The 21,153-nt window shown below is 67.1% G+C and carries 25 protein-coding genes; 12 read left to right on the forward strand and 13 right to left on the reverse strand.

Features of this window, described 5'->3' with window-relative positions:
- Window positions 1–89: 89 nt before the first annotated feature.
- Window positions 90–833 (forward strand): TetR/AcrR family transcriptional regulator, encoded by a 744-nt coding sequence (locus tag HPA01S_RS14300; RefSeq protein ID WP_066271221.1) that lies wholly within the window; start codon window positions 90–92, stop codon window positions 831–833.
- 40 nt (window positions 834–873) lie between these two features.
- Here HPA01S_RS14300 and HPA01S_RS14305 read toward each other — a convergent pair whose 3' ends face one another.
- Genes HPA01S_RS14305 through HPA01S_RS14320 form a run of 4 tightly spaced genes read right to left on the reverse strand, consistent with a single transcriptional unit; the run spans window position 874 to window position 4,634 of the window.
- Window positions 874–1,116 (reverse strand): glutaredoxin domain-containing protein, encoded by a 243-nt coding sequence (locus HPA01S_RS14305; RefSeq protein ID WP_066271223.1) that lies wholly within the window; start codon window positions 1,114–1,116, stop codon window positions 874–876.
- Between the two features lie 9 nt (window positions 1,117–1,125).
- Complete coding sequence (locus HPA01S_RS14310) at window positions 1,126–2,664, reverse strand: AMP-binding protein (RefSeq protein ID WP_066271225.1); 1,539 nt, start codon at window positions 2,662–2,664, stop codon at window positions 1,126–1,128.
- Window positions 2,665–2,680: 16 nt separating this feature from the next.
- Complete coding sequence (locus tag HPA01S_RS14315) at window positions 2,681–3,817, reverse strand: DUF5938 domain-containing protein (RefSeq protein ID WP_066271227.1); 1,137 nt, start codon at window positions 3,815–3,817, stop codon at window positions 2,681–2,683.
- A 13-nt stretch (window positions 3,818–3,830) separates the two neighbouring features.
- Window positions 3,831–4,634, reverse strand: a complete 804-nt coding sequence (locus HPA01S_RS14320) for an SDR family NAD(P)-dependent oxidoreductase (RefSeq protein ID WP_066271228.1) — start codon at window positions 4,632–4,634, stop codon at window positions 3,831–3,833.
- Window positions 4,635–4,777: 143 nt separating this feature from the next.
- On the opposite strand from HPA01S_RS14320, the gene HPA01S_RS14325 reads away from it, so the two are divergent.
- The 9 genes from HPA01S_RS14325 to HPA01S_RS14365 all read left to right on the forward strand — a co-directional run bounded on the left by HPA01S_RS14325 (window position 4,778) and on the right by HPA01S_RS14365 (window position 12,327).
- A complete protein-coding gene (locus HPA01S_RS14325) occupies window positions 4,778–5,446 on the forward strand; it encodes a TetR/AcrR family transcriptional regulator (protein ID WP_066271231.1) in 669 nt (222 codons plus the stop codon).
- 81 nt (window positions 5,447–5,527) lie between these two features.
- Window positions 5,528–6,118, forward strand: a complete 591-nt coding sequence (locus HPA01S_RS14330; protein ID WP_066271232.1) for a TetR/AcrR family transcriptional regulator — start codon at window positions 5,528–5,530, stop codon at window positions 6,116–6,118.
- A gap of 95 nt (window positions 6,119–6,213) precedes the next feature.
- Window positions 6,214–6,921 carry an SDR family oxidoreductase gene (locus HPA01S_RS14335; RefSeq protein WP_066271234.1) on the forward strand — a complete coding sequence of 236 codons (708 nt, stop codon included), beginning with the start codon at window positions 6,214–6,216 and terminating at the stop codon, window positions 6,919–6,921.
- A 12-nt stretch (window positions 6,922–6,933) separates the two neighbouring features.
- Window positions 6,934–8,385 carry an MATE family efflux transporter gene (locus HPA01S_RS14340; protein WP_084360696.1) on the forward strand — a complete coding sequence of 484 codons (1,452 nt, stop codon included), beginning with the start codon at window positions 6,934–6,936 and terminating at the stop codon, window positions 8,383–8,385.
- Between the two features lie 56 nt (window positions 8,386–8,441).
- Window positions 8,442–8,867, forward strand: coding sequence for a PaaI family thioesterase (locus tag HPA01S_RS14345; RefSeq protein WP_066271240.1), 426 nt, complete (start codon window positions 8,442–8,444; stop codon window positions 8,865–8,867).
- 109 nt (window positions 8,868–8,976) lie between these two features.
- Window positions 8,977–9,390 (forward strand): DUF4148 domain-containing protein, encoded by a 414-nt coding sequence (locus HPA01S_RS14350; RefSeq protein ID WP_066271245.1) that lies wholly within the window; start codon window positions 8,977–8,979, stop codon window positions 9,388–9,390.
- Between the two features lie 66 nt (window positions 9,391–9,456).
- A complete protein-coding gene (locus tag HPA01S_RS14355; RefSeq protein WP_066271247.1) occupies window positions 9,457–10,110 on the forward strand; it encodes a 3'-5' exonuclease in 654 nt (217 codons plus the stop codon).
- A gap of 80 nt (window positions 10,111–10,190) precedes the next feature.
- Window positions 10,191–11,294 carry a 3-deoxy-7-phosphoheptulonate synthase gene (locus HPA01S_RS14360; RefSeq protein ID WP_066271250.1) on the forward strand — a complete coding sequence of 368 codons (1,104 nt, stop codon included), beginning with the start codon at window positions 10,191–10,193 and terminating at the stop codon, window positions 11,292–11,294.
- Window positions 11,295–11,304: 10 nt separating this feature from the next.
- Entirely contained in the window at window positions 11,305–12,327 is a 1,023-nt protein-coding gene (locus tag HPA01S_RS14365) for a patatin-like phospholipase family protein (RefSeq protein WP_066271257.1), read from the forward strand.
- Window positions 12,328–12,349: 22 nt separating this feature from the next.
- Here the strand turns inward: HPA01S_RS14365 and infA are convergent, their stop codons facing one another.
- From infA to HPA01S_RS14410, 9 genes are all read right to left on the reverse strand, one after another.
- Window positions 12,350–12,604, reverse strand: coding sequence for a translation initiation factor IF-1 (infA, locus tag HPA01S_RS14370; RefSeq protein WP_056265133.1), 255 nt, complete (start codon window positions 12,602–12,604; stop codon window positions 12,350–12,352).
- Between the two features lie 32 nt (window positions 12,605–12,636).
- A complete protein-coding gene (locus HPA01S_RS14375) occupies window positions 12,637–12,915 on the reverse strand; it encodes a hypothetical protein (RefSeq protein WP_245638659.1) in 279 nt (92 codons plus the stop codon).
- 378 nt (window positions 12,916–13,293) lie between these two features.
- The gene (locus tag HPA01S_RS14380) at window positions 13,294–14,022 is read right to left on the reverse strand and encodes a hypothetical protein (RefSeq protein WP_066271259.1); all 729 of its coding nucleotides are present in this window, start codon (window positions 14,020–14,022) and stop codon (window positions 13,294–13,296) included.
- A gap of 153 nt (window positions 14,023–14,175) precedes the next feature.
- Window positions 14,176–14,436 carry a cell division topological specificity factor MinE gene (minE, locus tag HPA01S_RS14385; protein WP_066271261.1) on the reverse strand — a complete coding sequence of 87 codons (261 nt, stop codon included), beginning with the start codon at window positions 14,434–14,436 and terminating at the stop codon, window positions 14,176–14,178.
- 3 nt (window positions 14,437–14,439) lie between these two features.
- Complete coding sequence (gene minD / locus HPA01S_RS14390) at window positions 14,440–15,255, reverse strand: septum site-determining protein MinD (protein ID WP_066271263.1); 816 nt, start codon at window positions 15,253–15,255, stop codon at window positions 14,440–14,442.
- Between the two features lie 36 nt (window positions 15,256–15,291).
- Window positions 15,292–16,062, reverse strand: a complete 771-nt coding sequence (gene minC, locus HPA01S_RS14395; RefSeq protein WP_066271268.1) for a septum site-determining protein MinC — start codon at window positions 16,060–16,062, stop codon at window positions 15,292–15,294.
- Window positions 16,063–16,485: 423 nt separating this feature from the next.
- A complete protein-coding gene (locus HPA01S_RS14400) occupies window positions 16,486–17,127 on the reverse strand; it encodes a Spy/CpxP family protein refolding chaperone (protein ID WP_066271270.1) in 642 nt (213 codons plus the stop codon).
- Window positions 17,128–17,253: 126 nt separating this feature from the next.
- The gene (gene cueR, locus HPA01S_RS14405; RefSeq protein WP_066271300.1) at window positions 17,254–17,718 is read right to left on the reverse strand and encodes a Cu(I)-responsive transcriptional regulator; all 465 of its coding nucleotides are present in this window, start codon (window positions 17,716–17,718) and stop codon (window positions 17,254–17,256) included.
- Window positions 17,719–17,758: 40 nt separating this feature from the next.
- A complete protein-coding gene (locus HPA01S_RS14410) occupies window positions 17,759–17,956 on the reverse strand; it encodes a heavy-metal-associated domain-containing protein (RefSeq protein ID WP_066271272.1) in 198 nt (65 codons plus the stop codon).
- A 139-nt stretch (window positions 17,957–18,095) separates the two neighbouring features.
- On the opposite strand from HPA01S_RS14410, the gene HPA01S_RS14415 reads away from it, so the two are divergent.
- Together HPA01S_RS14415 and HPA01S_RS14420 are read left to right on the forward strand one after the other, a co-directional pair.
- Window positions 18,096–20,435, forward strand: coding sequence for a heavy metal translocating P-type ATPase (locus HPA01S_RS14415; RefSeq protein ID WP_066271304.1), 2,340 nt, complete (start codon window positions 18,096–18,098; stop codon window positions 20,433–20,435).
- Between the two features lie 88 nt (window positions 20,436–20,523).
- Window positions 20,524–21,117, forward strand: a complete 594-nt coding sequence (locus tag HPA01S_RS14420) for a hemerythrin domain-containing protein (protein ID WP_066271274.1) — start codon at window positions 20,524–20,526, stop codon at window positions 21,115–21,117.
- The last annotated feature ends 36 nt before the right edge of the window (window positions 21,118–21,153 follow it).

Genomic DNA, 21,153 nt, shown 5'->3' on the forward strand with positions numbered 1-21,153 from the left:
AACCAGGCCCCACCAGAGGGCACCGAAAACGGGATGAACGATGTACTATCGGCCCGGCCTTATCACCCCCCACCAGCCGACCAGCCGCCATGCCATCCCCCGCCGCTCCGAAGCCTGCTCGCAAAACCGCGGGCCGGCCGACCAACAGCACGATCACGCGCGAACGCATCGTCGAGGTGGCGCTGGCCCAGATCGACCGGGTCGGCATCCACGCGTTCAGCCTGCGCGATGTGGCCCGCTCACTCGACGTCTACCCCAGCACCATCTACTGGCACCTGGCGTCCAAGGAGGCTTTGCTGGCCGAGGTCTCGAACCTGGTGATGGCGGGCGTGGTGCCGCCACGCGGCGACGGCGACTGGCGCGCCTGGATGCGCAAGCTGTTCAGCCGCTACCGCAAGTCGGTGCGCAAGCACCCCAACGTGGCGCAACTGCTCGGCGCACAACTGGCCTCCAACGGGGCCTTGAGCGTTGAACTGATCGAAGGCGTGATCGACGCCTTGCTGGAAGCCGGCGCCACCGAGGCCAACCTGCGCGAGGCCTACAACTGCGTGATCGCCGCCCTGATGGGCTTCATGACCATGGAGCTCGCGCCACTGCCGGCCGACGATCCTGAAGGCTGGGCCGCGGCTCTGGAAGGCCGCGTGCGTTCGGTGGACGCGCTGGCCCACCCGACGCTGGCGCGCCACCTGCCCCTGCTGGCGAACCGCGCCTTCATCCTGCGCTGGCAGAACGGCAGCGACGTGCCGCTCAACAGCAGCTTCGACGCCCACATCGAGATCTTCCTCGCCGGCCTCGAAGCCTTCCTGCGCGGCAAGACGCCCACGGCGGGCTGATCAGGCAACAGGAGCGCAGCACACAAGGGCTGCGCGGCGTTCAGCGCCCGAGTTGCACCAGCGCCGCCTGCAGCCCCTGCAGGCCGCCAACGCGCTGGTCGTTGATGAAGATCTGCGGCATCTGGCGCACCGAGGGGCCGCACTTTTCGTAGAAGGCCAGACGTTCGGCCTCGTCGTCGATCTTGATCTCTTCAAAATCGAGCGAACGGGATTTGAGCAGCATCTTGGCCGACTCGCATTGCGGGCAGGCGGACTTGGAATAAACGGTGATCTTGAGTGACATGCCGGCAGTTTACGGCGCGCTGCGCAACAACGCCGCGCGAATGTCCTTCTTCATCACCTTGCCGACCTTGGAGCGCGGCAAGTCGGGCCAGATCTCCACCCGCTTGGGCGCCTTCACACTGCCGATGCGCGCCTTCACGAACTGGATGATCTCCTCGGGCGACACGCTGCGCCCGGCATGCAGCTGCAGCACGGCCACCACCGCCTCGCCCCACTTGTCGTCGGGCAGGCCGATCACCGCGCTGTCCTGCACGTCGGGGTGCTGCATCAGCGCCTGCTCGACTTCCACCGAGTACACGTTGAAGCCGCCGCTGATGATCATGTCCTTCGCTCGGTCGACGATGTAGAGAAAACCATCGGCATCCAGCCGGCCGATGTCGCCGGTGTGGTGCCAGCCGAAACGGCCCGCCTCCTCTGTGGCTTTCGGGTCCTTGTAGTAGCCCGTCATCACGAGCGAGCCGCGCACCACGATCTCGCCGGTCTCGCCGGTGGGCAGCAGGTTGCCCTCGCTGTCCATGGTGGCGACCTGCACCAGCGGGCCGGGCCGTCCGGCGGACGAGAGGCGCTCGCGCGCAACGGCGCCGCTCGCATCGAAGTGTTCGCGCGGCGACATCATCGAGACCATCATCGGCGCCTCGGTCTGGCCGAACAGCTGTGCCATCACCGGGCCGATCTTCGTCAGCGCCTCTTCGAGGCGCGCGGCCGAGATGGGCGCGGCACCGTACCAGAAGCACTGCAGCGAATCGAGCTTCGTCGTGGCCAGCCGCTCGTGCTGCAGCAGCATGTAGATCAGCGTCGGCGGCAGAAAGGTGTGCGTGACGCGGTGGCGCTCGATCAAGGCGAGGAACTCGCCCAGATCGGGCTTGGGCATGATCACGATGCGGCCACCGAGCGCCATCACCGGCAGGCACAGCACACCGGCGGCGTGCGTGAGCGGCGCGAGTGCGAGGTAGGTTGGCCGGCCCTCGAACGGGTAACCCATGAGCGTGAGCGCGCTCATGGTTTCCAGGTTGCGGCCCGAGAGCATCACGCCCTTGGGCTGGCCGGTGGTGCCGCCCGTGCCGGCGATCATGGCGAGGTCGTCCACCGGCGGCACGTCCAGGGGGGCGTCGCTGGTGCCATCGGCCCACTGCGCCCAGGAAGGCGCAAAGGGCAGCTCGGCGTCGAGGCAAACGTACACGCGCACCTTGGGCAACTGCGCGCGCATCTGCTCCACCATGGGCGCGTAGGTGCTGCGGAAGATCAGGCAGTTGCAGTCGAAGGCATCGAGCACGTACCGGTTTTCCGAGGCCTCGTTGCGCGGGTTCACCGGGCACCACACGGCGCCTGCGCGCGAGATGCCGAACACGCAGGCAAAGGCCAGGGCGTCGTTGCTGGAGAGCACCGCCACCTTGGCTCCCGGCTTGATGCCGCTGCGCGCCAGCGCACGCGCCACGCGGTGGCTGATGCGCTGCACGTCGCTGTAGCTCAGGTCGATGCGCCCCATGGAGAGGCAGGCAGCGTCGGGGCCGAGCATGGCGCCCTTGTCCAGGTAGTCGATCAGGCGCATGCGCGGCTCCTCTGTTTCACTGCTGCACGGTCAGCACAGGCGCCTGCACCAGGCCGAAGCCGCGCAGCGCACCGAGCAGCTCGTGGTGGCCGAAGGCCTGGCAGCCTGACGCGAAGCCGACGCGTTTCGGCGCCTGCTGCAGCAGCCAGTTGGCGGCGAAGGCCTGCAACATGCCGGTCTGCTTGTAATTGCAGTTGCCGAAGATGACGCAGTGCGCACGCCCCAGCGGGCCGGAGGCGTGCACCGAATCCACCGACTTGTTGATGCGCGGGTTCTCGCGCGGCGGCATGGTGTTCATCACACCCGCCGCAGTCTGCGCGAGCGCGGCGTAGCGGTCGTTGGGGTTCATGTCCTTGGTGGCCTCGAGCGCGGCGGCCACGATCAGTGGCACGCCCTGCATCAGCGGTTTGTTGAACACGCCGCCGAGCACCTGCACGTTGGCCACGCGCGGGTCGCGCCTGAACCACACCGGGTGCGAGGTGCCGCCCCAGGGCAGGGCGAGCGCCATCTCGTGCTGGCCCGGAATGGTGAGCTGGTACAGACCGGCATCGGGCTGCCATTCGACGTACTGGTTCTGCTGCAGGTGATAGGCCTTGGCCATCGCGGCGTTGACCAGGATGGTCTGCGTGGACGCGATCGTCGGGCTGCCGCCCCAGAACACCGCAATGTCCAGCGTGTCCAGGCCCGGCGTCTCCAGGCACAGCTGCGCGGCGATCTCGCCGGTGGTGTACATCTGCGCCAGGCCGGGCGACAACAGCAGGCCGGCGTTGGCAAACTTCTCGCCGTATTGTTCGTCGAGCGTGATCAGCCAGTCCTGCTCGCCGGTGGTGTCGGTGTAGTGGCACTTCGCGGCCAGGCAGGCCTGCACCACCTCAGGGCCGAACCTGGCGAACGGGCCGACCGTGTTCAACACGACCGAGGCGCCCTTGAACAAATCGGTGAGTGCCTTCACGCTGTGCTCGACCGCCACCACCTCGTAGCTTGCCGTCTCGATGCCGGGCACGTTGGCCTGCATCGCGGCGTTGAGCTTGTCGGCGCTGCGGCCGGCGGCGATGAAGGGGATGTTGTACTCGCGCAGGTACTCGCAGACCAGCCGCCCGGTGTAGCCGGAAGCGCCGTAGACGATGACGGGTTTCTTGTTGCTCTTGCTCATGTTGTGCTCCTGTTCACATGCCCATGCCGCCGTCCACCGGCAGGCCTGCACCGTTGATGAATCGCGCGGCGTCGGAACACAGGAACACCACCGCGTCGGCCATGTCACCCACCTCGCCGAGGCGGCCCGATGGTGTCTGCTCGACGATCGCGCCCACCGCCGCATCGGGCGAGGCGAACAGGCCGGCGGCCACCACATCGCCCGCGAGCTTCATGCCCATTTCGGTCGGTACCAGGCCGGGGTAGATGCAGTTCACGCGCACGCCGTAACCGAGCTTGCCGGCCTCCATGGCGGCCACGCGGGTAAGACGGTCCACCGCCGACTTGGTGGCCGAATAACCGGCGATGGCCGGGAAGGCGATGGTGGCGGCGACCGACGAGATGTTGACCACCGCACCACCTTTGCCGGCTGAGCCGTTGGGGCGCATGGCACGGAACGCGTGCTTGAGGCCGAGCGCGGTGCCGACGATGTTCACGTCGAGCATCTTGCGCAGCGCCTCGGGTTCGATGTCGGCCACCAGTGCGGTGACTTCGATGCCGGCGTTGTTGATCAGGATGTCGAAGCCACCGAGCGTGTCCACAGTCGCCTTCACCGCGGCTTCCCAGTCGGCCTCCTGCGTCACGTCCAGTTTCACGAAACCGGCCTTCGCGCCGGAGGCGGACAACCTGGCCGCCGTCTCCTGGCCGAGCGACGTGAGCACGTCGCCAACCATCACCGAAGCACCCGCGGCCGCGAGGGCCTGTGCCATGCCTTCACCGAGGCCGCGCGCGCCCCCGGTGACCAGGGCCTTGCGGCCGGTCAGATCGAACTGTTTCATCTTGTCTCCTGTGTGTATGTGGAACCGTGTTCGTCGAGGAACGGTTTCATTCTGGGAATCGTCTTGACGACTGTCAAGACTTTTCTGGACAGTCGTCAAGGTTCGGCTGGCGACGCCTGTGCCCGCTCCTTACAATCGCCCCCATGGACAAAGCCGCACCCCGCAACGACAAGTTCGCCGAACGCCGTGCCGAGCTCGGCGAGGCCGCACTGCACACGCTGGGCGAGCTGGGCTATGCGCGCACCAGCCTGCGCGAGATCGCGCAGAACTCCGCCTTCTCGCACGGCGTGCTGCACTACTACTTCACCGACAAGCTCGACCTGATCCTGTGCAGCGTGCGCCAGTACAAGGCGCGCTGCGTCACACGCTACGACGAGGTCACCACCACCTCCACGCGCTTCGATCAGCTGCTCGACGGCTTCACCCAGGCCCTGGGCGACACGCTGCGCAACGAGACCACGATGCACCGCCTCTGGTACGACCTGCGTTCGCAGGCGCTGTTCGAGGAAGCGCTGCGCGACGACGTGGAGGCGATCGACCGCAGCCTGGAGAACATGATCTGGCGCGTGCTGCAGCGCCTGTCGGAACTGGCGGGTGCGCCGGTGAAGGCGTCGAGCGAGGCGGCCTACGCCATGCTCGACGGCCTGTTCCAGCAGTGCCTGCTCAAGCACCTGTCGGGCGACAGGAAGGCCATCGCGGCCATGCGGGCCAATGTGCGCCAGGTGCTGCTGCAACTGATCGAGGCACCGGCCTCCAAGCCCGAAACGCCCACCCGCAAGCCCGCCCCGCGGCGCCCACGCGCCACCGCCTGAAACCGCGCGCCGCAGCCCCGGCGGTTGCTGTGTGCAAGGGGTTTATATGACGGCCATCATATTTACGCCTACAATCGCGGCATGGAAATCGCACCCAACCGCAAAGCCCTGACGCACGAGCGCATCGTCGACACCGCCTCGAAGGCGATACGGCGCGCCGGCTTCCAGGGCGTGGGGGTGGCCGACATCATGAAGCAGGCGGGCCTCACGCACGGTGGCTTCTACGCCCACTTCGCCTCGCGCGACGCCCTGCTGGCAGAGGCGCTGGACCACGCCGGGCGGCAGAGTGGCGAGCGCATCGCCAAGGGCAACGCAATGCGAGAAGCCAAGGGTGCGAGCCCGCTGCGTGCGCTGGTGGAGAACTACCTGTCCGATCGGCACCTGAGCGCCACCGAGAGCGGGTGCGCGGTGGCGGCGTTGGCGTCGGAAATGCCGCGCCAGTCGCCCGATGTGCGGGCCGCTGCCGCGCAGTGTGTGCGCGACCTGATCACCGCGGTGGAGCGCGTCCTGCCCGAAGGCGCAGCGCCAGGCAGCGCCGCCGCCATCGCCAGCCAGCTGGTGGGTGCGCTGCAACTCGCCCGCACCCTGGACGGCGGCGCCGAGAGCAGGGCGCTGCTGTCCGCCAGCCGCGCCGCACTGCTGGCGCAATACGACGTTTCTCCTTCGGCCTGAACACGCTGCCGGGCCATGCCATCCATTTTTTTCGGCCTTGAGTATGACGACCGTCATATAAAAACTTTTCATCCCCAACCCAGGTATCACACACCATGAAACTTCAGGATTCCACCGTTCTCATCACCGGCGCCAACCGCGGCATCGGTCTGGCCTTTGCCCGCGAGGCGCTGGCGCGCGGCGCACGCAAGGTGTACGCCGGCGCGCGCAACCCGGCCAGCGTGAAGCTGCAAGGCGTCGAGGCCATTGAGCTCGACGTGAACGACCCCGACCAGGTCGCCGCCGCCGCCCGGCATGCGGGCGATGTGACGCTGGTGATCAACAACGCCGGCATCGCCACCCTGGGCGGTTTCCTCGGCGAAGGCAGCATCGAATCGGCCCGCGCCCAGCTGGAGACAAACTTCTTCGGTCCCATGCGCATGGGCCAGGCCTTCGCGCCGGTGCTCGCCGCCAATGGCGGCGGCGCACTGCTCAACGTGCTGTCGATCGCGAGCTGGATCAGTTCGCCCACGCTGGCCGTTTACGGTGCGAGCAAGTCTGCCGCCTGGGCACTCACGAACGGGCTTCGCAACGAACTGCGCGCGCAGGGCACGCAGGTGCTGGGGCTGCACATGGGCTTTGTCGACACCGACCTCACACACGGCCTGGAGATGCCGAAGTCGGCACCCGAAGCCATCGTGCGCCGCGCCTTCGACGCGCTGGAAGCCGGCGCCGACGAGGTGCTGGGTGACGAGCTCACACAGCAGGTCAAGCGTGGTCTCTCGGCCGATCCGGGTGTCTATCTGCGCGACCCGAGCGCCTGAGCAGGCCCGCCCATGAGCACCACGCTGGGCCATCCCGAAGCCCGCCCACACCGCAACCCGCAGGGCGACGGCACGGCGTTGAGCACCGTCCTTCCCGTGCACGGCACGCGCACCGATACCGCTGGGGACCGCGTGCAGCAGATGCTGCACGCACCGCTGCTGCCGACGCTGTTTCGCCTTGCCACGCCGAACGTGCTGGGCCTGTTCGCGATGACCATCGTGATCGGCTACGACGGCTACATCCTCGGCCTGGTGGGCGCGGACGCACTGGCCGGCATCGCGCTGGTGTTCCCGCTCTCGATGTTGATGATGCAGATGTCGGCCGGCGGCATCGGCGGCGCCACCACCGCCGCCGTGGCGCGTGCGCTCGGTGCAGGACGGCGCAAGGACGCGGGCCGGCTGGCCCAGCAATCGCTGCTGATCGCGGCCTTGCTCGCGCTGGTCTTCATGGTGGTGATGCTCGGCGGCGGACGTGCCATCTTCAGCGCCATGGGCGGACGCGGAGCAGCGCTGGACGCGGCACTCGCGTACTCCAACGCGCTGTTCGCGGGTGCGGCGGCGATCTGGTTCACCAACGTGCTGGCCGCCGTGGTGCGCGGTGCGGGCAACATGCTGCTGCCGTCGCTGCTGCTAGTGGCGACTGCGCTGCTGCACCTGCTGCTCAGCCCCTTGCTGGTGTTCGGCTGGGGCCCGGTGCAGGGCGTCGGCGTGGCCGGCGCAGCGCTGAGCACGCTGACGGTAAACAGCCTGTCGGCGCTGGTCATGGTGGCCTGGCTGCTGCGCCGCGACGGCGCGGTGCACCTGCAACGCACGCCCTGGTGGCCGCGGCTTGCGCTGTGGCGCGAGGTCCTGCGCGTGGGCCTGCCGGCCTCGCTCAGCCCGGTGATCAGCAACGCCTCGATCGCGGTCGCCACCGCCCTGGTGGGCCACTACGGCACGAGCGCGCTGGCGGGTTACGGCGTGGCAGCGCGGCTGGAATACATCCTGGTGCCGATCGCGTTCGGCTTCGGCACCGCATTGACCGCGATGGTCGCCACCAACATGGGGGCGGGCCAGCAGGCGCGCGCGCTGCGCGTGACCTGGGCCGGAGGCGCGGTGGTGGCGGCCATCACCGGCGCCATCGGCCTGGTGACCGCGTTCGCGCCCGGCCTGTGGATGGGCCTGTTCACGCAGGACGCCGCCGTGCTTGCGGTGGGCGGCGTTTACCTCAACATCGTCGGCGGCTGTTATGTCTTCTTCGGCCTCGGGCTGGCGCTGTTCTTCGCCTCACAAGGCGCCGGCCGCATGGCCTGGCCACTGGCCAGCAGCATGGGCCGCCTGCTGATCCTGGCCATCGGCGGCTGGCTCTGCGTGCACGTGTTCCAGACACCGGCCCAGGGTCTGTTCGCGGTGATCGCGCTCAGCCTGGCGGTGTACGGTGCCAGCCTGGCGGCAGCCATCCACCTGGGTGGCTGGACACGTTGACACCGCCGTCCGAATCTTTTCTTCTTTCGAGCCAACCACACAGGAGAGACCTCACCATGAGCAACACACTCGCCGAACAATTCAACCAGCGCGGCGCCGGCGCCTTGCCCGGCCACCTGGGCCTGGTCATCACCCACGTCAGCCCGCAGGAAGTGCGCTCCGAACTCGCGGTGCGCCCCACCACCATGGCGCCCAACGGTTTCCTGCACGCGGGCAGCGTGGTCACGCTGGCCGACACCTCGTGTGGTTACGGCTGCGTGGCCAACCTGCCGCCGGAGGCCAACGGCTTCACCACCATCGAGCTCAAGAGCAACCACCTGGGCACCGCGCTCGAAGGCACCATCGACTGCGTGGCCACGCCCGCGCACCTGGGCCGCACCACGCAGGTGTGGGACGCGGTGGTCACGCACCGCGAAACCGGCAAGACGATTGCACTGTTCCGTTGCACGCAGATGGTGCTGTACCCCAAGGCCAAGGCGTGAGTCTTCGTTTGCAGATGGCGCGGATTTTTGAATCCGGTTGCGCCGCCGGGGCGTATTCAGTGGGCCCACCAACGCCGGGCTGTCCGGCACCCACCGAAAGGACCCTGTCATGAAATCCGCACGCCTCTCCCTCATCGCCCTGGCCCTCGGCACCGCATGCACCAGCATGGCGTTTGCCGCCGACGCTTCCGCCCCCAAAACACGCGACCAGGTGCGCGCCGAACTCGCCGAGGCGCAGCGCAACGGCAGCCTGATCGCCGATGGCCAGACCGGCGCCACCTACCGCGAGCTGAACCCGGGCCGCTACAACACCACCATGCCCACCCCCTCGGGCAAGACCCGCATGCAGGTGCAGGCCGAGCTGCAACAGGCCTGGGCGCGCGGTGAGCTGGTGGCCGACGGCCAGACCGGCGCGACCTACCGCGATCTCGCTCCACACCGCTATGGCACCACCGAGTCTTCGATGGCGCAACACACGATGCCGGCCATGGCCATGGGCGAACAAGCCACGCAGCGGCAATGACCCACACGCCCGGCGGCTCGCAGCGCCGCCGGAGGGCGACGGGCCGGGCGCGCTACAGTTCAGCCCATGACCCGTATCGCCGTCATCGACTTTGAAACCACCGGCATCTCGCCCGCCATGGGCGACCGCGCCACCGAGGTAGCCATCGTCATCACCGAGCAGGGCAGGGTGGTTGACCGCTACCAGAGCCTGATGAACGCGGGTGTGCGCATCCCGTCCTTCATCACCCAGCTCACCGGCATCACCAACGCCATGGTCGAGGCGGCACCACCGGCCACCAGCGTGATGCGCGAAGCGGCCGCGTTCGTGGGCGATGTGCCCATGGTGGCGCACAACGCCGCCTTCGACCGCCGCTACTGGGCGTCCGAACTGGCCCACGCGGGCCTGGACGCACCACACGCCTTTGCCTGCACCGTGCTGCTGTCGCGCCGGCTCTACCCCGAAGCGCGCAGCCACAAGCTGGGTGCGCTGGTGGACCTGTTCCACCTGCCCCGCACCGGCCAGGCGCACCGGGCGCTGGCCGACGCCGAGATGGCGGCCGAGCTGCTGGGCCGCATCCAGCACGACCTGCGCACACGCCACGGCGTGGAGCAACCCGACCACGCCTTCCTGATGGCGCTGCAGCGCTGCGCGCGCCCCGCCTTGCCGCGTTTTTTCCAGGCGCAAACGACAGCACGGCGCCCGCCCGTGGCCGCTTCCGCGCCGCGCACCATTGCTTGAAGCCACACCCCCAGCGCTGCCGCCACGGGGCCAGCCACCGAATCCCGCCACGGCCTGAAACGCCGCCACGCCAGATCCTCATGAAAACCCACGCACCACACGCCCCCGCTCCCTCGACCCACGACACCACCCGCATCGACGACCTGCGCATTGGCGCCGTGCGCCCGCTGGTCACGCCTGCGCTGCTGCAGGAATGGCAACCCGCGAGCGAGGCCGCCCAGACCCTGGTGGAGCGCAGCCGGGCCGCGCTCTCGCGCGTGCTGCAGGGGCAGGACGACCGCCTGATGGTGGTGGTGGGCCCGTGCTCCATCCACGACCATCAGCAGGCGATGGCGTACGCGCGCCTGCTCAAGGCCCAGGCCGATGCCCTGCAGGACGATCTGCTGATCGTGATGCGGGTGTACTTCGAGAAACCGCGCACCACCGTGGGCTGGAAGGGCTACATCAACGACCCGCACCTGGACGGCAGCTTCGCCATCAACGAAGGTCTGGAGATGGCGCGCGCATTGCTGCTCGACGTGCTGGCGCTCGGCCTGCCAGTGGGCACCGAGTTCCTCGACCTGCTGAGCCCGCAGTTCATCAGCGACCTGGTGAGCTGGGGCGCGATCGGCGCGCGCACCACCGAGAGCCAGAGCCACCGCCAGCTCGCCAGCGGCCTGAGCTGCCCGGTGGGCTTCAAGAACGGCACCGACGGCGGTGTGAAGGTGGCCTCCGACGCGATCCAGGCGGCGCTGGCCCCGCACGCCTTCATGGGCATGACCAAGATGGGCCAGGCGGCGATCTTCGAAACGCGCGGCAACCAGGACTGCCACGTCATCCTGCGCGGCGGCGCGGCGCCCAACTACAGCGCGGCCGACGTGGCCGCGGCCTGTGCGCTGCTGCACAAGGCCGGCCTGCGCGAGCAGGTGATGATCGACGTCTCGCATGCCAACAGCAGCAAGCAGCACCGCCGCCAGATCGAGGTGTCGGCCGACGTGGCGGCGCAGGTGGCGGCGGGCGACTCGCGCATCGTCGGCGTGATGATCGAGAGCCACCTCGAAGAAGGCCGCCAGGACATCGTGCCCGGCCAGCCGCTGCAGGCCGGCGTGAGCGTCACCGACGCCTGCATCTCCTTTGCGCAGACCGTGCCCGTGCTGCAAGGGCTGGCCGACGCGGTGCGGGCGCGCCGCGCGCGCCGCGGCTGAGGGCGATGGTTTGAACTGGCGCCGCCCGCCCGCGATCAACCTCGCGCTGCAAGGCGGCGGCGCGCACGGTGCGTTCACCTGGGGCGTACTGGACGCCTTGCTGGAAAAAGGCGGCTTGCGGCTGGACGGCATCAGCGGCACCAGCGCCGGCGCCATGAACGCGGTGCTGCTGGCGCAGGGCCTGATGGACGGCGGCCCCGAAGGTGCGCGCAGCGCCCTGCGCGGATTCTGGAGCGCGGTGGCAGCGGCACTGCCGTTCGAGCTGGCCACGCCCACCGCCGACGGCACCGACATGCGGCTGGCGCCAGCGATGCAGATGATGCTGCAGTGGACACACTACTTTTCGCCCGAGCAGCTCAACCCCTTCGACCTCAACCCGCTGCGCAAGATCCTCAGCGCGCAGGTGGACTTTGAGCGCCTGCGCGCGCACTGCCCGGTCAAGCTGTTCGTCGCCGCGACCCACGTCAACACCGGCAAGCTGCGCCTGTTCCGAAACCCCGAACTCACGCCCGAGGCGGTGCTGGCCTCGGCCTGCCTGCCCACCCTGCACCGCAGCGTGGTGATCGACGGCGAGCCGTACTGGGATGGCGGTTACGCGGCCAACCCGGCGGTGTTTCCACTGTTCCAGGAATGCAGCGCGCGCGACATCCTGCTCGTGATGCTGGCACCGCTGCACCACGACCAAACGCCGCAATCGGCGGCGGAGATCAAGAACCGGGTGATGGAGCTCGGCTTCAACGCCACGTTCCTGCGCGAGATGCGCATGTTTGCGCAACTGCGCGAACGCGCCGTGCACAGCGCCTGGTGGCGCCGGGGTGAGCTGGACCGGCGCCTGGTCGGCACGCACTTCCACGTGGTCGAAGCCAGCGACGTGATGCGCGCACTCAGCAGCGAGAGCAAGGCCGCTGCGAGCATGCGATTTTTCGAGCGGCTGTTCGGCCAGGGCCGAGAGCACGGCCTGGCCTGGCTGTCGGCACACCGGGCCGACATCGGCCAGCGCAGCAGCGCCGACCTGGGAGCCTTGTTCTACTGAAGCAGAACGGTGGCGGTGATGCTCAGCGCGGCTTGCGCGGCACCATCGGGCCGCGGCCTTCGATGTGGCGGAAGTTGATGCGGCCCTTGGTCAGGTCGTAGGGCGAGAGTTCGAGCGAAACCCGGTCACCCGCGAGGATGCGGATGTGGTTCTTTTTCATCTTGCCAGCGGAGTAGGCGATCAACTGGTGACCGTTGTCCAGCGTGACGCGAAAACGCGTATCGGGCAGCACCTCGTTGACGATGCCCATCATGTCGATCAGTTCTTCTTTGGCCATGGTGTTTCCTTTGCTTGCGTGAAGTGTATCGGTCAGTTGGGTCTGGCGGATTGGCGCACGGTGTCCTGCACCCAATCGATGCCTTGCGCGATGGCGTAATCGGCCGCCGCGTCGTGGCTGGGAAAAGCGCTGTCAAAGCGCATCACGCGCGCGGTCGAGGCGCTGCCGTGGCCGCTGGCAATGGACACCTGAGCGGCAAAAAGTCCTCCGGGCAGTGCACACGGCGATGCCGCGATGCGGTACTTGCCCAGGGTGAGGGGAGAAAGTCTCTTGTTGGTCGTATTCGGAAAGTTATAAATCATCAAAAACATCAGTGGGTCCGGCGCGCGGTCTTGGCCGCGGCATCGAAGGACCCGAAACAAACACAGGTGGCGGCCCCAACACCGGGGTGCCCTGCCGCTGGATCCGGTCCTGGCCTGGTTGTGCACAGGGCAGAAGGTCGGGACCGGCGCACGAGCCACGGCAGGGGCATCGGCAACAGCAGGGAGGAAGAGGGCCACGTGCTGTGAGAAAGCGGTGTGGCGCGGCGCCGAGGAGGGGCTGGACCAGCCGCCCCTCTGCCGGGGGCGGTGCGCCCGGGCGGTGAAGCTGGGACGCGGCTGGTCGCACTAGGCGACCGCGTAATGTAACACAGCGACGGAAAAACCGCCCCGGATTTCTCCGCTGGCCTGGTGGCACTCGTCTGGCTGTCAGCACCGCAGGGCAAATTGTCGGTCACGGGTTTTCTTGCGCTCTGCGCGGATCCAGTCCTGTGTTCTTGCGGTTTTCGGTTGCCTGGCCAGCGCGTCGAGATAGGCGATTCTTTCGTTCAAGGCTCGGCATTCCTCCGCCCTCGCCATCCTTTGGTCGCGTGCGGTTGGTACCACAGTCACATGGGTTTGCCGCTGTTGTTCGGCGATGAGGCGGGCGGCAGCCGCCCGGTCACCTTCAGCGATCTCAACCTGCTGGGCAAAGGGCAGATGACCAGGCACGCTGACCATGCGGTCGATCAGTGCCCGGTGCTGGTTGCAATGGGTGTTGGCCCAGAAGCTGCCGCCGCTGTAAGCCTTGCAGTGGTACAGGGTGACACTGCCTGCGGATCGGGGTGACTCCACTGGTGGCGCCTGACGCTGCGGTGGAACCGCGTGAGCCGCGGGGGGCACTTCGGTCGGGGCACACGGCGTTGCCGACAGAACGGGCTGGCCTCGAACGATGCAACGGTACGCCGGCTGCATGGGCGCATCGGACACCGCGCGTTCCGCACCCACAGCCTGTTTCGCCTTTCGATCCAGCAGCCACGCATAGCCTTGGTAGAGGCCCAGCACGCCAACGATGGTGAACATCACCATCCAGAGGTTGAAGTCCCTGTTTTTCGGTGGCATGAACGGGCGCTCACGGCGCTCTCGTTCGTGCATGTACTCGCGGTCCTGCAGTCCCATATCGGTGCCTCCCGTGCGCCTGCGGGCATGCAGACAAAACTGCCTCCGAAGATAGCCACGAAAGCCTCAACGGACGAGGGCAAACGCACGGAAAACGCCAATATCTGCTGTCACCCACTGGCGGCCTGCACCACGGGCGCACGGCCTGACCGCTCACTTGCGATCGGGCAACTCGATCTTGACTTCGAGCACGTCCAGGTTGTCCTGGCGCTCGAGCTGGACCTTGATGTCGTCCTGGTTGATCTTGATGTACTTGCTGATGACCGCCACCAGTTCGCGTTGCAGTGCGGGCAGGTAATCGGGTTCGGACGCGCTGCGGCCGCTGCGCTCGTGCGCCAGGATGATCTGCAGACGCTCCTTGGCGACGCTCGCGGTTTTCTTCTTTTCGCCGAGCAGGAAGGAGAAAATTGACATGCCTTACTTCCCTCCGAACAAGCGCTTGAAGAAACCGGTTTTTTCGGCTTCGATGAAGCGCATCGGTTTTTCGGCGCCAAGGAATCGGTCGATCACGTCGGCGTAGGCCTCGGCCACGTCTGTGCCCTTGAGGTGGATGGCCGGCATGCCCTGGTTGGACGCGGTCAGCACGCTTTCGCTCTCGGGGATCACGCCGATGAGCTTGATGCGCAGGATGTCCTGGATGTCTTCCAGCGACAGCATCTGGCCATCGGCCACACGGCCCGGGTTGTAGCGCGTGATCAGCAGATGTTCCTTGATCGGGTCCTTGCCGTCGATCGAGCGCTGGGTCTTGCTGCCCAGCATGCCCAGGATGCGGTCGGAGTCGCGCACGCTGGAGACTTCGGGGTTGGTCACGACCAGCGCCTCGTCGGCGTAGTGCATGGCCATCAGCGCACCGGCTTCGATGCCGGCGGGCGAGTCGCAGATGATGTATTCAAAACCCATCTCGCTCAGGTCGGTCAGCACCTTGTGCACACCTTCCTGGCTCAGCGCGTCCTTGTCGCGCGTCTGGCTGGCGGCCAGCACGAACAGGTTGTCGCACTGCTTGTCCTTGATCAGCGCCTGGTTCAGGTTGGCTTCGCCCTGGATCACGTTGATCAGGTCGTACACCACGCGGCGTTCGCAACCCATGATCAGGTCCAGGTTGCGCAGGCCGACGTCGAAGTCGATGACGGCGGTCTTGTGGCCGCGCAAGGCCAGGCCGGCCGCGAAGCTGGCGCTGGTGGTGGTCTTGCCCACCCCGCCCTTGCCGGAAGTGACGACAACGATTTTGGTCATGGTGAAAAGTCCTTGGATGCGAAAAAAGAAGAAGGCTCAGGCGCCGAGGGCATCGATCACGAGTTTGTCGCCATCGGGTCCGGGCACCAGGCGCACCTGGGCGGTCTTGCCGCGCACCGAGGCCGGCAGGTCCACTTCGCTGGTGCGGTAGATGCCCGCAATGGAAATCAGTTCGGGTTCCATGGACAGGGCAAAGATGCGGGCGTCGGCATTGCCGCGCGCACCGGCAATCGCCTTGCCGCGCAGCGGCGCGTACACATGGATGTGGCCATCGGCGATCACCTCGGCGCCCGGATTGACCATGGCCATCACCACGAGATCACGGCCGCGGGCATACACCTGCTGGCCGGAGCGCAACGGTTTGTCGATCACCAGGGCACCCGGCGGTGGCACCGGTGCGGCCACGGGTTCGGGTTCGCTGGTGGTTTCCTGGGCCGCCATCGGCAGGGTGGGCGGAGAGCGCTGCACCGTGGCGTCCGGCGTGGGCGTGAGGCCGGCGGCAATGGCCAGCTGGGTCTGTTCGATGGTGCCACCGCGCACCGCCAGCGGCAGCAGGCTGTACTGGCGCAACAGCGCCTGCAGGGCGCCGAAGTCGGGCAGGGCGTGGGCCTCGGCCACATTGAGCGGGTGCAGGTCGATGACCAGGGGATCGTTGTCGAAGAAGTCCGGCATGTCACCGAAACGCTGGGCCAGTTCTTCGGCCAGGCGGTCCAGGTTGGACGACTTGAGCATCAAGGCCACCAACGGCAAGTAGGCGCTCTTGATTTCGAATGTGGCGGGCGCGTTTCCTGTGAGGGCAACAGACATGGGAGAAACAGATCCAAAAACGGGCCAACCGCAGAGGCCACGCCGGGGCGGCAGCGATGGCCGTGAAGCGGGGCATCTTAACAGCCGCTCCGGCCCGGTTCGGCGCCAGCCCGCGCCGAGGTGTCAGGGCATGTTTCCGGCTGGATGGCTCCAAGTTGATAACAACGCTGTGCATAACTTTTTAACAAAGCAATGGTTATCCACAGAAGGTGTGTTGTCCAGATTCTTATCCCCGTTCCGCTTTTCCGGCAACAGCCCGCTTCACACAGACTTTTGAGTGATCCAAGTTCTTGATCTGAAAAGAAAAAGGGCGCTTGTCCACACAAAACAGCGCCCTCTACTACTACTGCTATTTGTATTTAAAGATTTATAAGAAGAAGAGAGAGCGCAGCTTTCGCCGCGCAAACTGCTCCAAAACCGGGTTCAGACCGGGCCGGCCTTGTGGCCGTGCTCACCGTGGCGCGGCCCCTTTTGGCCCTGGTGGCCATGACCGCGGTGCATGCTGGCGCGCTGGAAACCACCGATTCGTTTGGAATCGAATACTTTTTGCTGCTCCGGGTTGAGCTGGGCATAAAAAGCCTTGATGGCATCCACGCGTTTGGCCATGGCCGCGTCGCGTTCGGCTTTCAGGGCCTGCATCTTGTCCAGGCGCTGCGGTGTGGTCAGCTTGGTCCAGTCTTCACGGCTGCCACGTTCGCGCGCCGGGCCCACACCAGCTTGCGGCTGGGTGCGTGCGATGAAGGCGTTCCAGGCCGGTTCCTGTGCCGGAGTGAGCTTGAGCTCGTCTTTGAGGGCCGCCTGGCGTTCGGCCATCTTCTGTTGGGCATGGGCCCGGTGTTCGGCGCGTTTCTGCTCACGTTGCTCGGCGCTCAGGCGCTCGGGCCGGGGTGCCACCGGGGTGGCAGGCTGGGCAGTGGTGTTGGCTTGTGCCACCACGGTGAGGGTCGGGGCCGTGGCTTCGGCTGGCTGCAGGGCCGAAGCCTGCACGATGGCGGTGGCGAAGGTGCCCACCAGGGCGGTGGCCAGGGTGGTGGCGATCAGGGCGCGTTGGGGAAGCGATTTCATGGGGACTCCTGGTGACGGTTGAAGAGCTTCTTCACAGTGACCGGTGGGTCGGGCTGTGGAGTGCTTTCAGTGTCGGGATCCCGTGTTTCCGTGCCGTGCCCCTGATGTCGCGGCTTGGTAAAGTTTTTACCGGCTTTTTGCAGCAAATGTGCAAGCGGGCTGGCCCAGGTCGTCCAGGATGGGACAGTCGGGCCGTTCGTCACCCGGGCACAGGTGCAGCAGCTGGCCCATGGTGCGCTGCATGGCCTGCAGGGCTTCGATGCGCTGGGCCAGTTCGTCCAGGTGTTTTTGCGCGATGCGCTTGACGCTGGCGCTGCTGCGCCGGCGGTTGTGCCACAGGCTCACCAGTTCGGTGATGGCATCGAGGCCAAAACCCATGTCGCGTGCCCGGCGGATGAAGCGCAGGGTGTGCACATCGGCCAGGCTGTACTGGCGGTAGTTGCTGTCGGTGCGCGGCACCGGGGCCAGCAGGCCCAGGGTTTCGTAGTGGCGCAGCATTTTCGGCGAGATGCCGCTCAGCGTGGCCGCCCGGCCGATGCTGACCGGCCAGCGGATCAGCGCGTCACCGGGCTGGCCGGTGTCGGCGTCCATCACCGGTGGTGGTGTGCTGGCGCGTTCGCGGGCCATGGCTTCAGGCCACCACCGAATAACCTTCTTCGCGGATCGCGGCGGCCAGCGCTTCGCGGTCCTGCGTGCTGTCGATTTCGACCAGGTTCTGGCTGCGGTCGATGTGCACGCTGGCCTGCGGGTCGAGCTGGCGGATGGCACCGGCCACGGCTTTTTCACAGTGGCCGCAGGTCATGCCCTGTACCTTGAGTTGTTGTTTCATCTGGATCTCCTGGGTAGTGGAAGTGAACGGTGCATGCATTGTGATCCTTGACATGGTGTCAAGGTCAAGCGCCATCAGGTCACACTTCGCAACAAGCTCGCTTGACCTTGCCACGGTGGTAAAGCTTATGCTGGCCCCCATGAACACGACGATCACCGCCACGGCAGCCGAAGGCGCTGCCACACCCCCTTCCGCACCTTCGTATCCACCGGTCCAGATCGATCTCGGCATCGGTGGCATGACCTGCGCGTCCTGCGTCACGCGGGTGGAAAAGGCCTTGCGCAAACAGGAGGGCGTGGGTGATGCCACGGTCAATCTCGCGACCGAATCGGCGCGTGTCACCTTGAGCAGCGGCGACGCGCAGGAATCGCTGGCACGCATCAAGCGCGCGGTGCGCGATGCCGGCTACGAGCCACGCACGCTGGATGCCATGGATGCCGACGACAAGGCGCTGGTCTACGGCGTGCCGCGTGATCTGTGGCCGGTGCTGGCGGGGGTGTTGTTGTCCTTGCCGCTGGTGCTGCCCATGGTGGGTGATCTGTTCGGCCAGCACTGGATGTTGCCGGCCTGGGCGCAGTTCCTGCTCGCCACGCCGGTGCAGTTCGTGCTGGGTGCGCGCTTCTACCGCGCCGCCTGGCACGCACTCAAGGCCTGGACCGGCAACATGGAACTGCTGGTGGCGATCGGCACCACGGCCGGCTGGGCCTTGTCCACCTGGCTGTGGTGGCGCGCAGCGCCGGGCGAAACGGTGCACCTGTACTACGAAGCTTCGGCGGTGGTGATCACGCTGGTGTTGCTGGGCAAGTGGCTGGAGGCGCGCGCCAAACGCCAGACCACCAGCGCCATCCGTGCCCTGCACGCCTTGCGGCCCGAGCGCGCGCATCTGCTGCCCGACGGCGTGCGCCGCACCGAGAGCACCGATGTGGCGGTGGACGAACTGCTGCCGGGTGATCTCATCCGTGTGCTGCCGGGTGAGCGTTTTGCTGCCGACGGTACGGTGGTGCAAGGCCAGACGCAGGCCGACGAATCCATGCTGACCGGCGAAGCCATGCCGGTGGCCAAGGAGGTGGGTGATGCGGTCACCGGCGGTTCGCTCAATGGTGAAGGCGCGGTGGATGTGCAGGTGCGTGCCGTGGGTGCGCAGAGCGTGCTGGCCCACATCATCGGCCTGGTGCAGGACGCACAGGCCGGCAAGGCGCCGGTGCAGCGCATGGTGGACCAGGTGGCCGCGGTGTTCGTGCCGGTGGTGTTGCTGATCGCGCTGGGCACTTTGCTGGCCTGGTGGTGGAGCGGCGCCCCGCTGGAAGAAGCGCTGTTGCACGCGGTCGCGGTGCTGGTGATCGCCTGCCCGTGTGCACTGGGTCTGGCGACGCCGGCCGCCATCATGGCCGGCACTGGCGTGGCGGCGCAGCACGGCATCCTCATCAAGGACGCTGAAGCGCTGGAGATTGCGCACAAGGTGGACACCGTGGCGTTCGACAAGACCGGCACGCTCACCGAAGGCCGCCCGCGCCTGCTGGTGATCGAGGCAGCGCCCGGCGTGGACGAAGAGGCGGTGCTGCAGGCGGCTGCGGCGCTGCAGGCGCAGAGCGCGCACCCGTTGGCGCGTGCGGTATTGGAAGCCGCGGCCTCGCGTGACATTGCCGTGGCAGCCGACGCGGCCCAGGCCGTACAGGCGGTGTCGGGCCGGGGCAACCAGGGCCGGGTGAAGGGCGCTTTGCTGGCGCTCGGCAGCCTGCGCTGGATGGGTGAACTGGGGGCCGCCCTGGGCCCGCTGGCCGAGCGTGCGGACGCGCTGCAGGCCGAAGGCGCCACGGTGTCGGTGCTGGCAACGCAGTTGCCTGCCGAAGGCACGGCCGCGCCCGGTTGGGCACCACTGGCCCTGCTGGCTTTTGGTGATGAACCCAAGCCCGGTGCGGCGCGCGCCATCGCCGGCCTGCGTGCGCAGGGTGTGCGCGTGTTCATGGTGTCGGGCGACAACCGCGGTGCGGCGCTGGCCATGGCGGCCCGGCTCGGTTTGCGCGCAGACCAGGACGAGGTGGTGGCCGAGGTGCTGCCGGCGGACAAGGCCGACGTGGTGCGGCAGTTGCGCATCGGCACCATGGGCGGCCCGTCGCACACCGTGGCCATGGTGGGCGATGGTGTGAACGACGCGCCGGCCCTGGCGGCGGCTGATGTCGGCATGGCCATGAGCCACAGCCAGGGCGCCAGTGCCGACGTGGCGATGCACGCCGCCGGCATCACCCTGATGCGCGGTGACCCGATGCTGGTGGCGGCGGCGCTGGACATCTCGCGCCGCACGGTGCGCAAGATCCGGCAGAACCTGTTCTGGGCCTTTGTCTACAACGTGGCCGGCATTCCGCTGGCGGCGCTGGGTTTCCTGAGCCCGGTGGTGGCGGGTGCGGCGATGGCGCTGAGTTCGGTCAGCGTGGTGAGCAACGCCTTGTTGCTCAAGCGCTGGACACCGCCGCGGCGCTGAAGCAAGGCCGCGCGCAACGGGCTTGACGCAGGTCAAGGCCGTGCGGCGCGCGCTGCGCGATGCTCGCTGTCTCACCTGGAGACAACCGATGACCCACGACGCAGTGCGCGTGATCCGTGACGAACACGCAGGCTTGAGCGCGATGTTGAAATCGCTCTCGCACATGGTGCGTGTGGGCCCCGATGCACCCGAGATCGGTGGGCGTGACCGTTACTTCGATGTGTTGCGCGCCATGCTGTTCTACATCGACGCCTTCCCCGAGAAGAACCACCACCCGAAAGAATCCAACCTGCTGTTTCCGCGCCTGGCGCGTGCTGCGCCGGACCTGATGCCGACCATCGAACAACTCGAACGCGACCACATGAGCGGCGAGATGCGGGTGCGCGAACTGATGCACCTGTTGATGGCCTGGGAGTACCTGGGCGAACTGCACCGGCCAGCGTTCGAGAACGAGGCGGTGCGTTACGTGGTCTTCTACCTCGACCACATGAAGCTGGAAGAAACCGTGTTGCTGCCGGTGGCCGAGAAGGCACTGACCGAGGCCGACTGGGCCGTGCTGGACGAAGCCTTTTGTGGCCATGCCGATCCGCTGAGCACGCGCCGGCTGCGCGATCCGGCCTACGACCGCCTGTTCACGCGCATCGTGATGCACACGCCGGCGCCTCTGGGCCTCGGGGAGTAAGAGGACGCTCCCCCCTGCGCCGCTGACGAGGCTTCG

The sequence above is a fragment of the Hydrogenophaga palleronii NBRC 102513 genome (assembly GCF_001571225.1).
Taxonomy (GTDB): Bacteria; Pseudomonadota; Gammaproteobacteria; order Burkholderiales; family Burkholderiaceae_C; genus Hydrogenophaga; species Hydrogenophaga palleronii.

Excerpts from the sequence above, each read along its gene's own strand:
- HPA01S_RS14300 (WP_066271221.1), top strand. The coding sequence starts at position 90 with ATGCCATCCCCCGCCGCTCCGAAGCCTGCTCGCAAAACCGCGGGCCGG.
- HPA01S_RS14305 (WP_066271223.1), bottom strand. The coding sequence starts at position 1,116 with ATGTCACTCAAGATCACCGTTTATTCCAAGTCCGCCTGCCCGCAATGC.
- HPA01S_RS14310 (WP_066271225.1), bottom strand. The coding sequence starts at position 2,664 with ATGCGCCTGATCGACTACCTGGACAAGGGCGCCATGCTCGGCCCCGAC.
- HPA01S_RS14315 (WP_066271227.1), bottom strand. The coding sequence starts at position 3,817 with ATGAGCAAGAGCAACAAGAAACCCGTCATCGTCTACGGCGCTTCCGGC.
- HPA01S_RS14320 (WP_066271228.1), bottom strand. The coding sequence starts at position 4,634 with ATGAAACAGTTCGATCTGACCGGCCGCAAGGCCCTGGTCACCGGGGGC.
- HPA01S_RS14325 (WP_066271231.1), top strand. The coding sequence starts at position 4,778 with ATGGACAAAGCCGCACCCCGCAACGACAAGTTCGCCGAACGCCGTGCC.
- HPA01S_RS14330 (WP_066271232.1), top strand. The coding sequence starts at position 5,528 with ATGGAAATCGCACCCAACCGCAAAGCCCTGACGCACGAGCGCATCGTC.
- HPA01S_RS14335 (WP_066271234.1), top strand. The coding sequence starts at position 6,214 with ATGAAACTTCAGGATTCCACCGTTCTCATCACCGGCGCCAACCGCGGC.
- HPA01S_RS14340 (WP_084360696.1), top strand. The coding sequence starts at position 6,934 with ATGAGCACCACGCTGGGCCATCCCGAAGCCCGCCCACACCGCAACCCG.
- HPA01S_RS14345 (WP_066271240.1), top strand. The coding sequence starts at position 8,442 with ATGAGCAACACACTCGCCGAACAATTCAACCAGCGCGGCGCCGGCGCC.
- HPA01S_RS14350 (WP_066271245.1), top strand. The coding sequence starts at position 8,977 with ATGAAATCCGCACGCCTCTCCCTCATCGCCCTGGCCCTCGGCACCGCA.
- HPA01S_RS14355 (WP_066271247.1), top strand. The coding sequence starts at position 9,457 with ATGACCCGTATCGCCGTCATCGACTTTGAAACCACCGGCATCTCGCCC.
- HPA01S_RS14360 (WP_066271250.1), top strand. The coding sequence starts at position 10,191 with ATGAAAACCCACGCACCACACGCCCCCGCTCCCTCGACCCACGACACC.
- infA (WP_056265133.1), bottom strand. The coding sequence starts at position 12,604 with ATGGCCAAAGAAGAACTGATCGACATGATGGGCATCGTCAACGAGGTG.
- HPA01S_RS14375 (WP_245638659.1), bottom strand. The coding sequence starts at position 12,915 with ATGTTTTTGATGATTTATAACTTTCCGAATACGACCAACAAGAGACTT.
- HPA01S_RS14380 (WP_066271259.1), bottom strand. The coding sequence starts at position 14,022 with ATGGGACTGCAGGACCGCGAGTACATGCACGAACGAGAGCGCCGTGAG.
- minE (WP_066271261.1), bottom strand. The coding sequence starts at position 14,436 with ATGTCAATTTTCTCCTTCCTGCTCGGCGAAAAGAAGAAAACCGCGAGC.
- minD (WP_066271263.1), bottom strand. The coding sequence starts at position 15,255 with ATGACCAAAATCGTTGTCGTCACTTCCGGCAAGGGCGGGGTGGGCAAG.
- minC (WP_066271268.1), bottom strand. The coding sequence starts at position 16,062 with ATGTCTGTTGCCCTCACAGGAAACGCGCCCGCCACATTCGAAATCAAG.
- HPA01S_RS14400 (WP_066271270.1), bottom strand. The coding sequence starts at position 17,127 with ATGAAATCGCTTCCCCAACGCGCCCTGATCGCCACCACCCTGGCCACC.
- cueR (WP_066271300.1), bottom strand. The coding sequence starts at position 17,718 with ATGGACGCCGACACCGGCCAGCCCGGTGACGCGCTGATCCGCTGGCCG.
- HPA01S_RS14410 (WP_066271272.1), bottom strand. The coding sequence starts at position 17,956 with ATGAAACAACAACTCAAGGTACAGGGCATGACCTGCGGCCACTGTGAA.
- HPA01S_RS14415 (WP_066271304.1), top strand. The coding sequence starts at position 18,096 with ATGAACACGACGATCACCGCCACGGCAGCCGAAGGCGCTGCCACACCC.
- HPA01S_RS14420 (WP_066271274.1), top strand. The coding sequence starts at position 20,524 with ATGACCCACGACGCAGTGCGCGTGATCCGTGACGAACACGCAGGCTTG.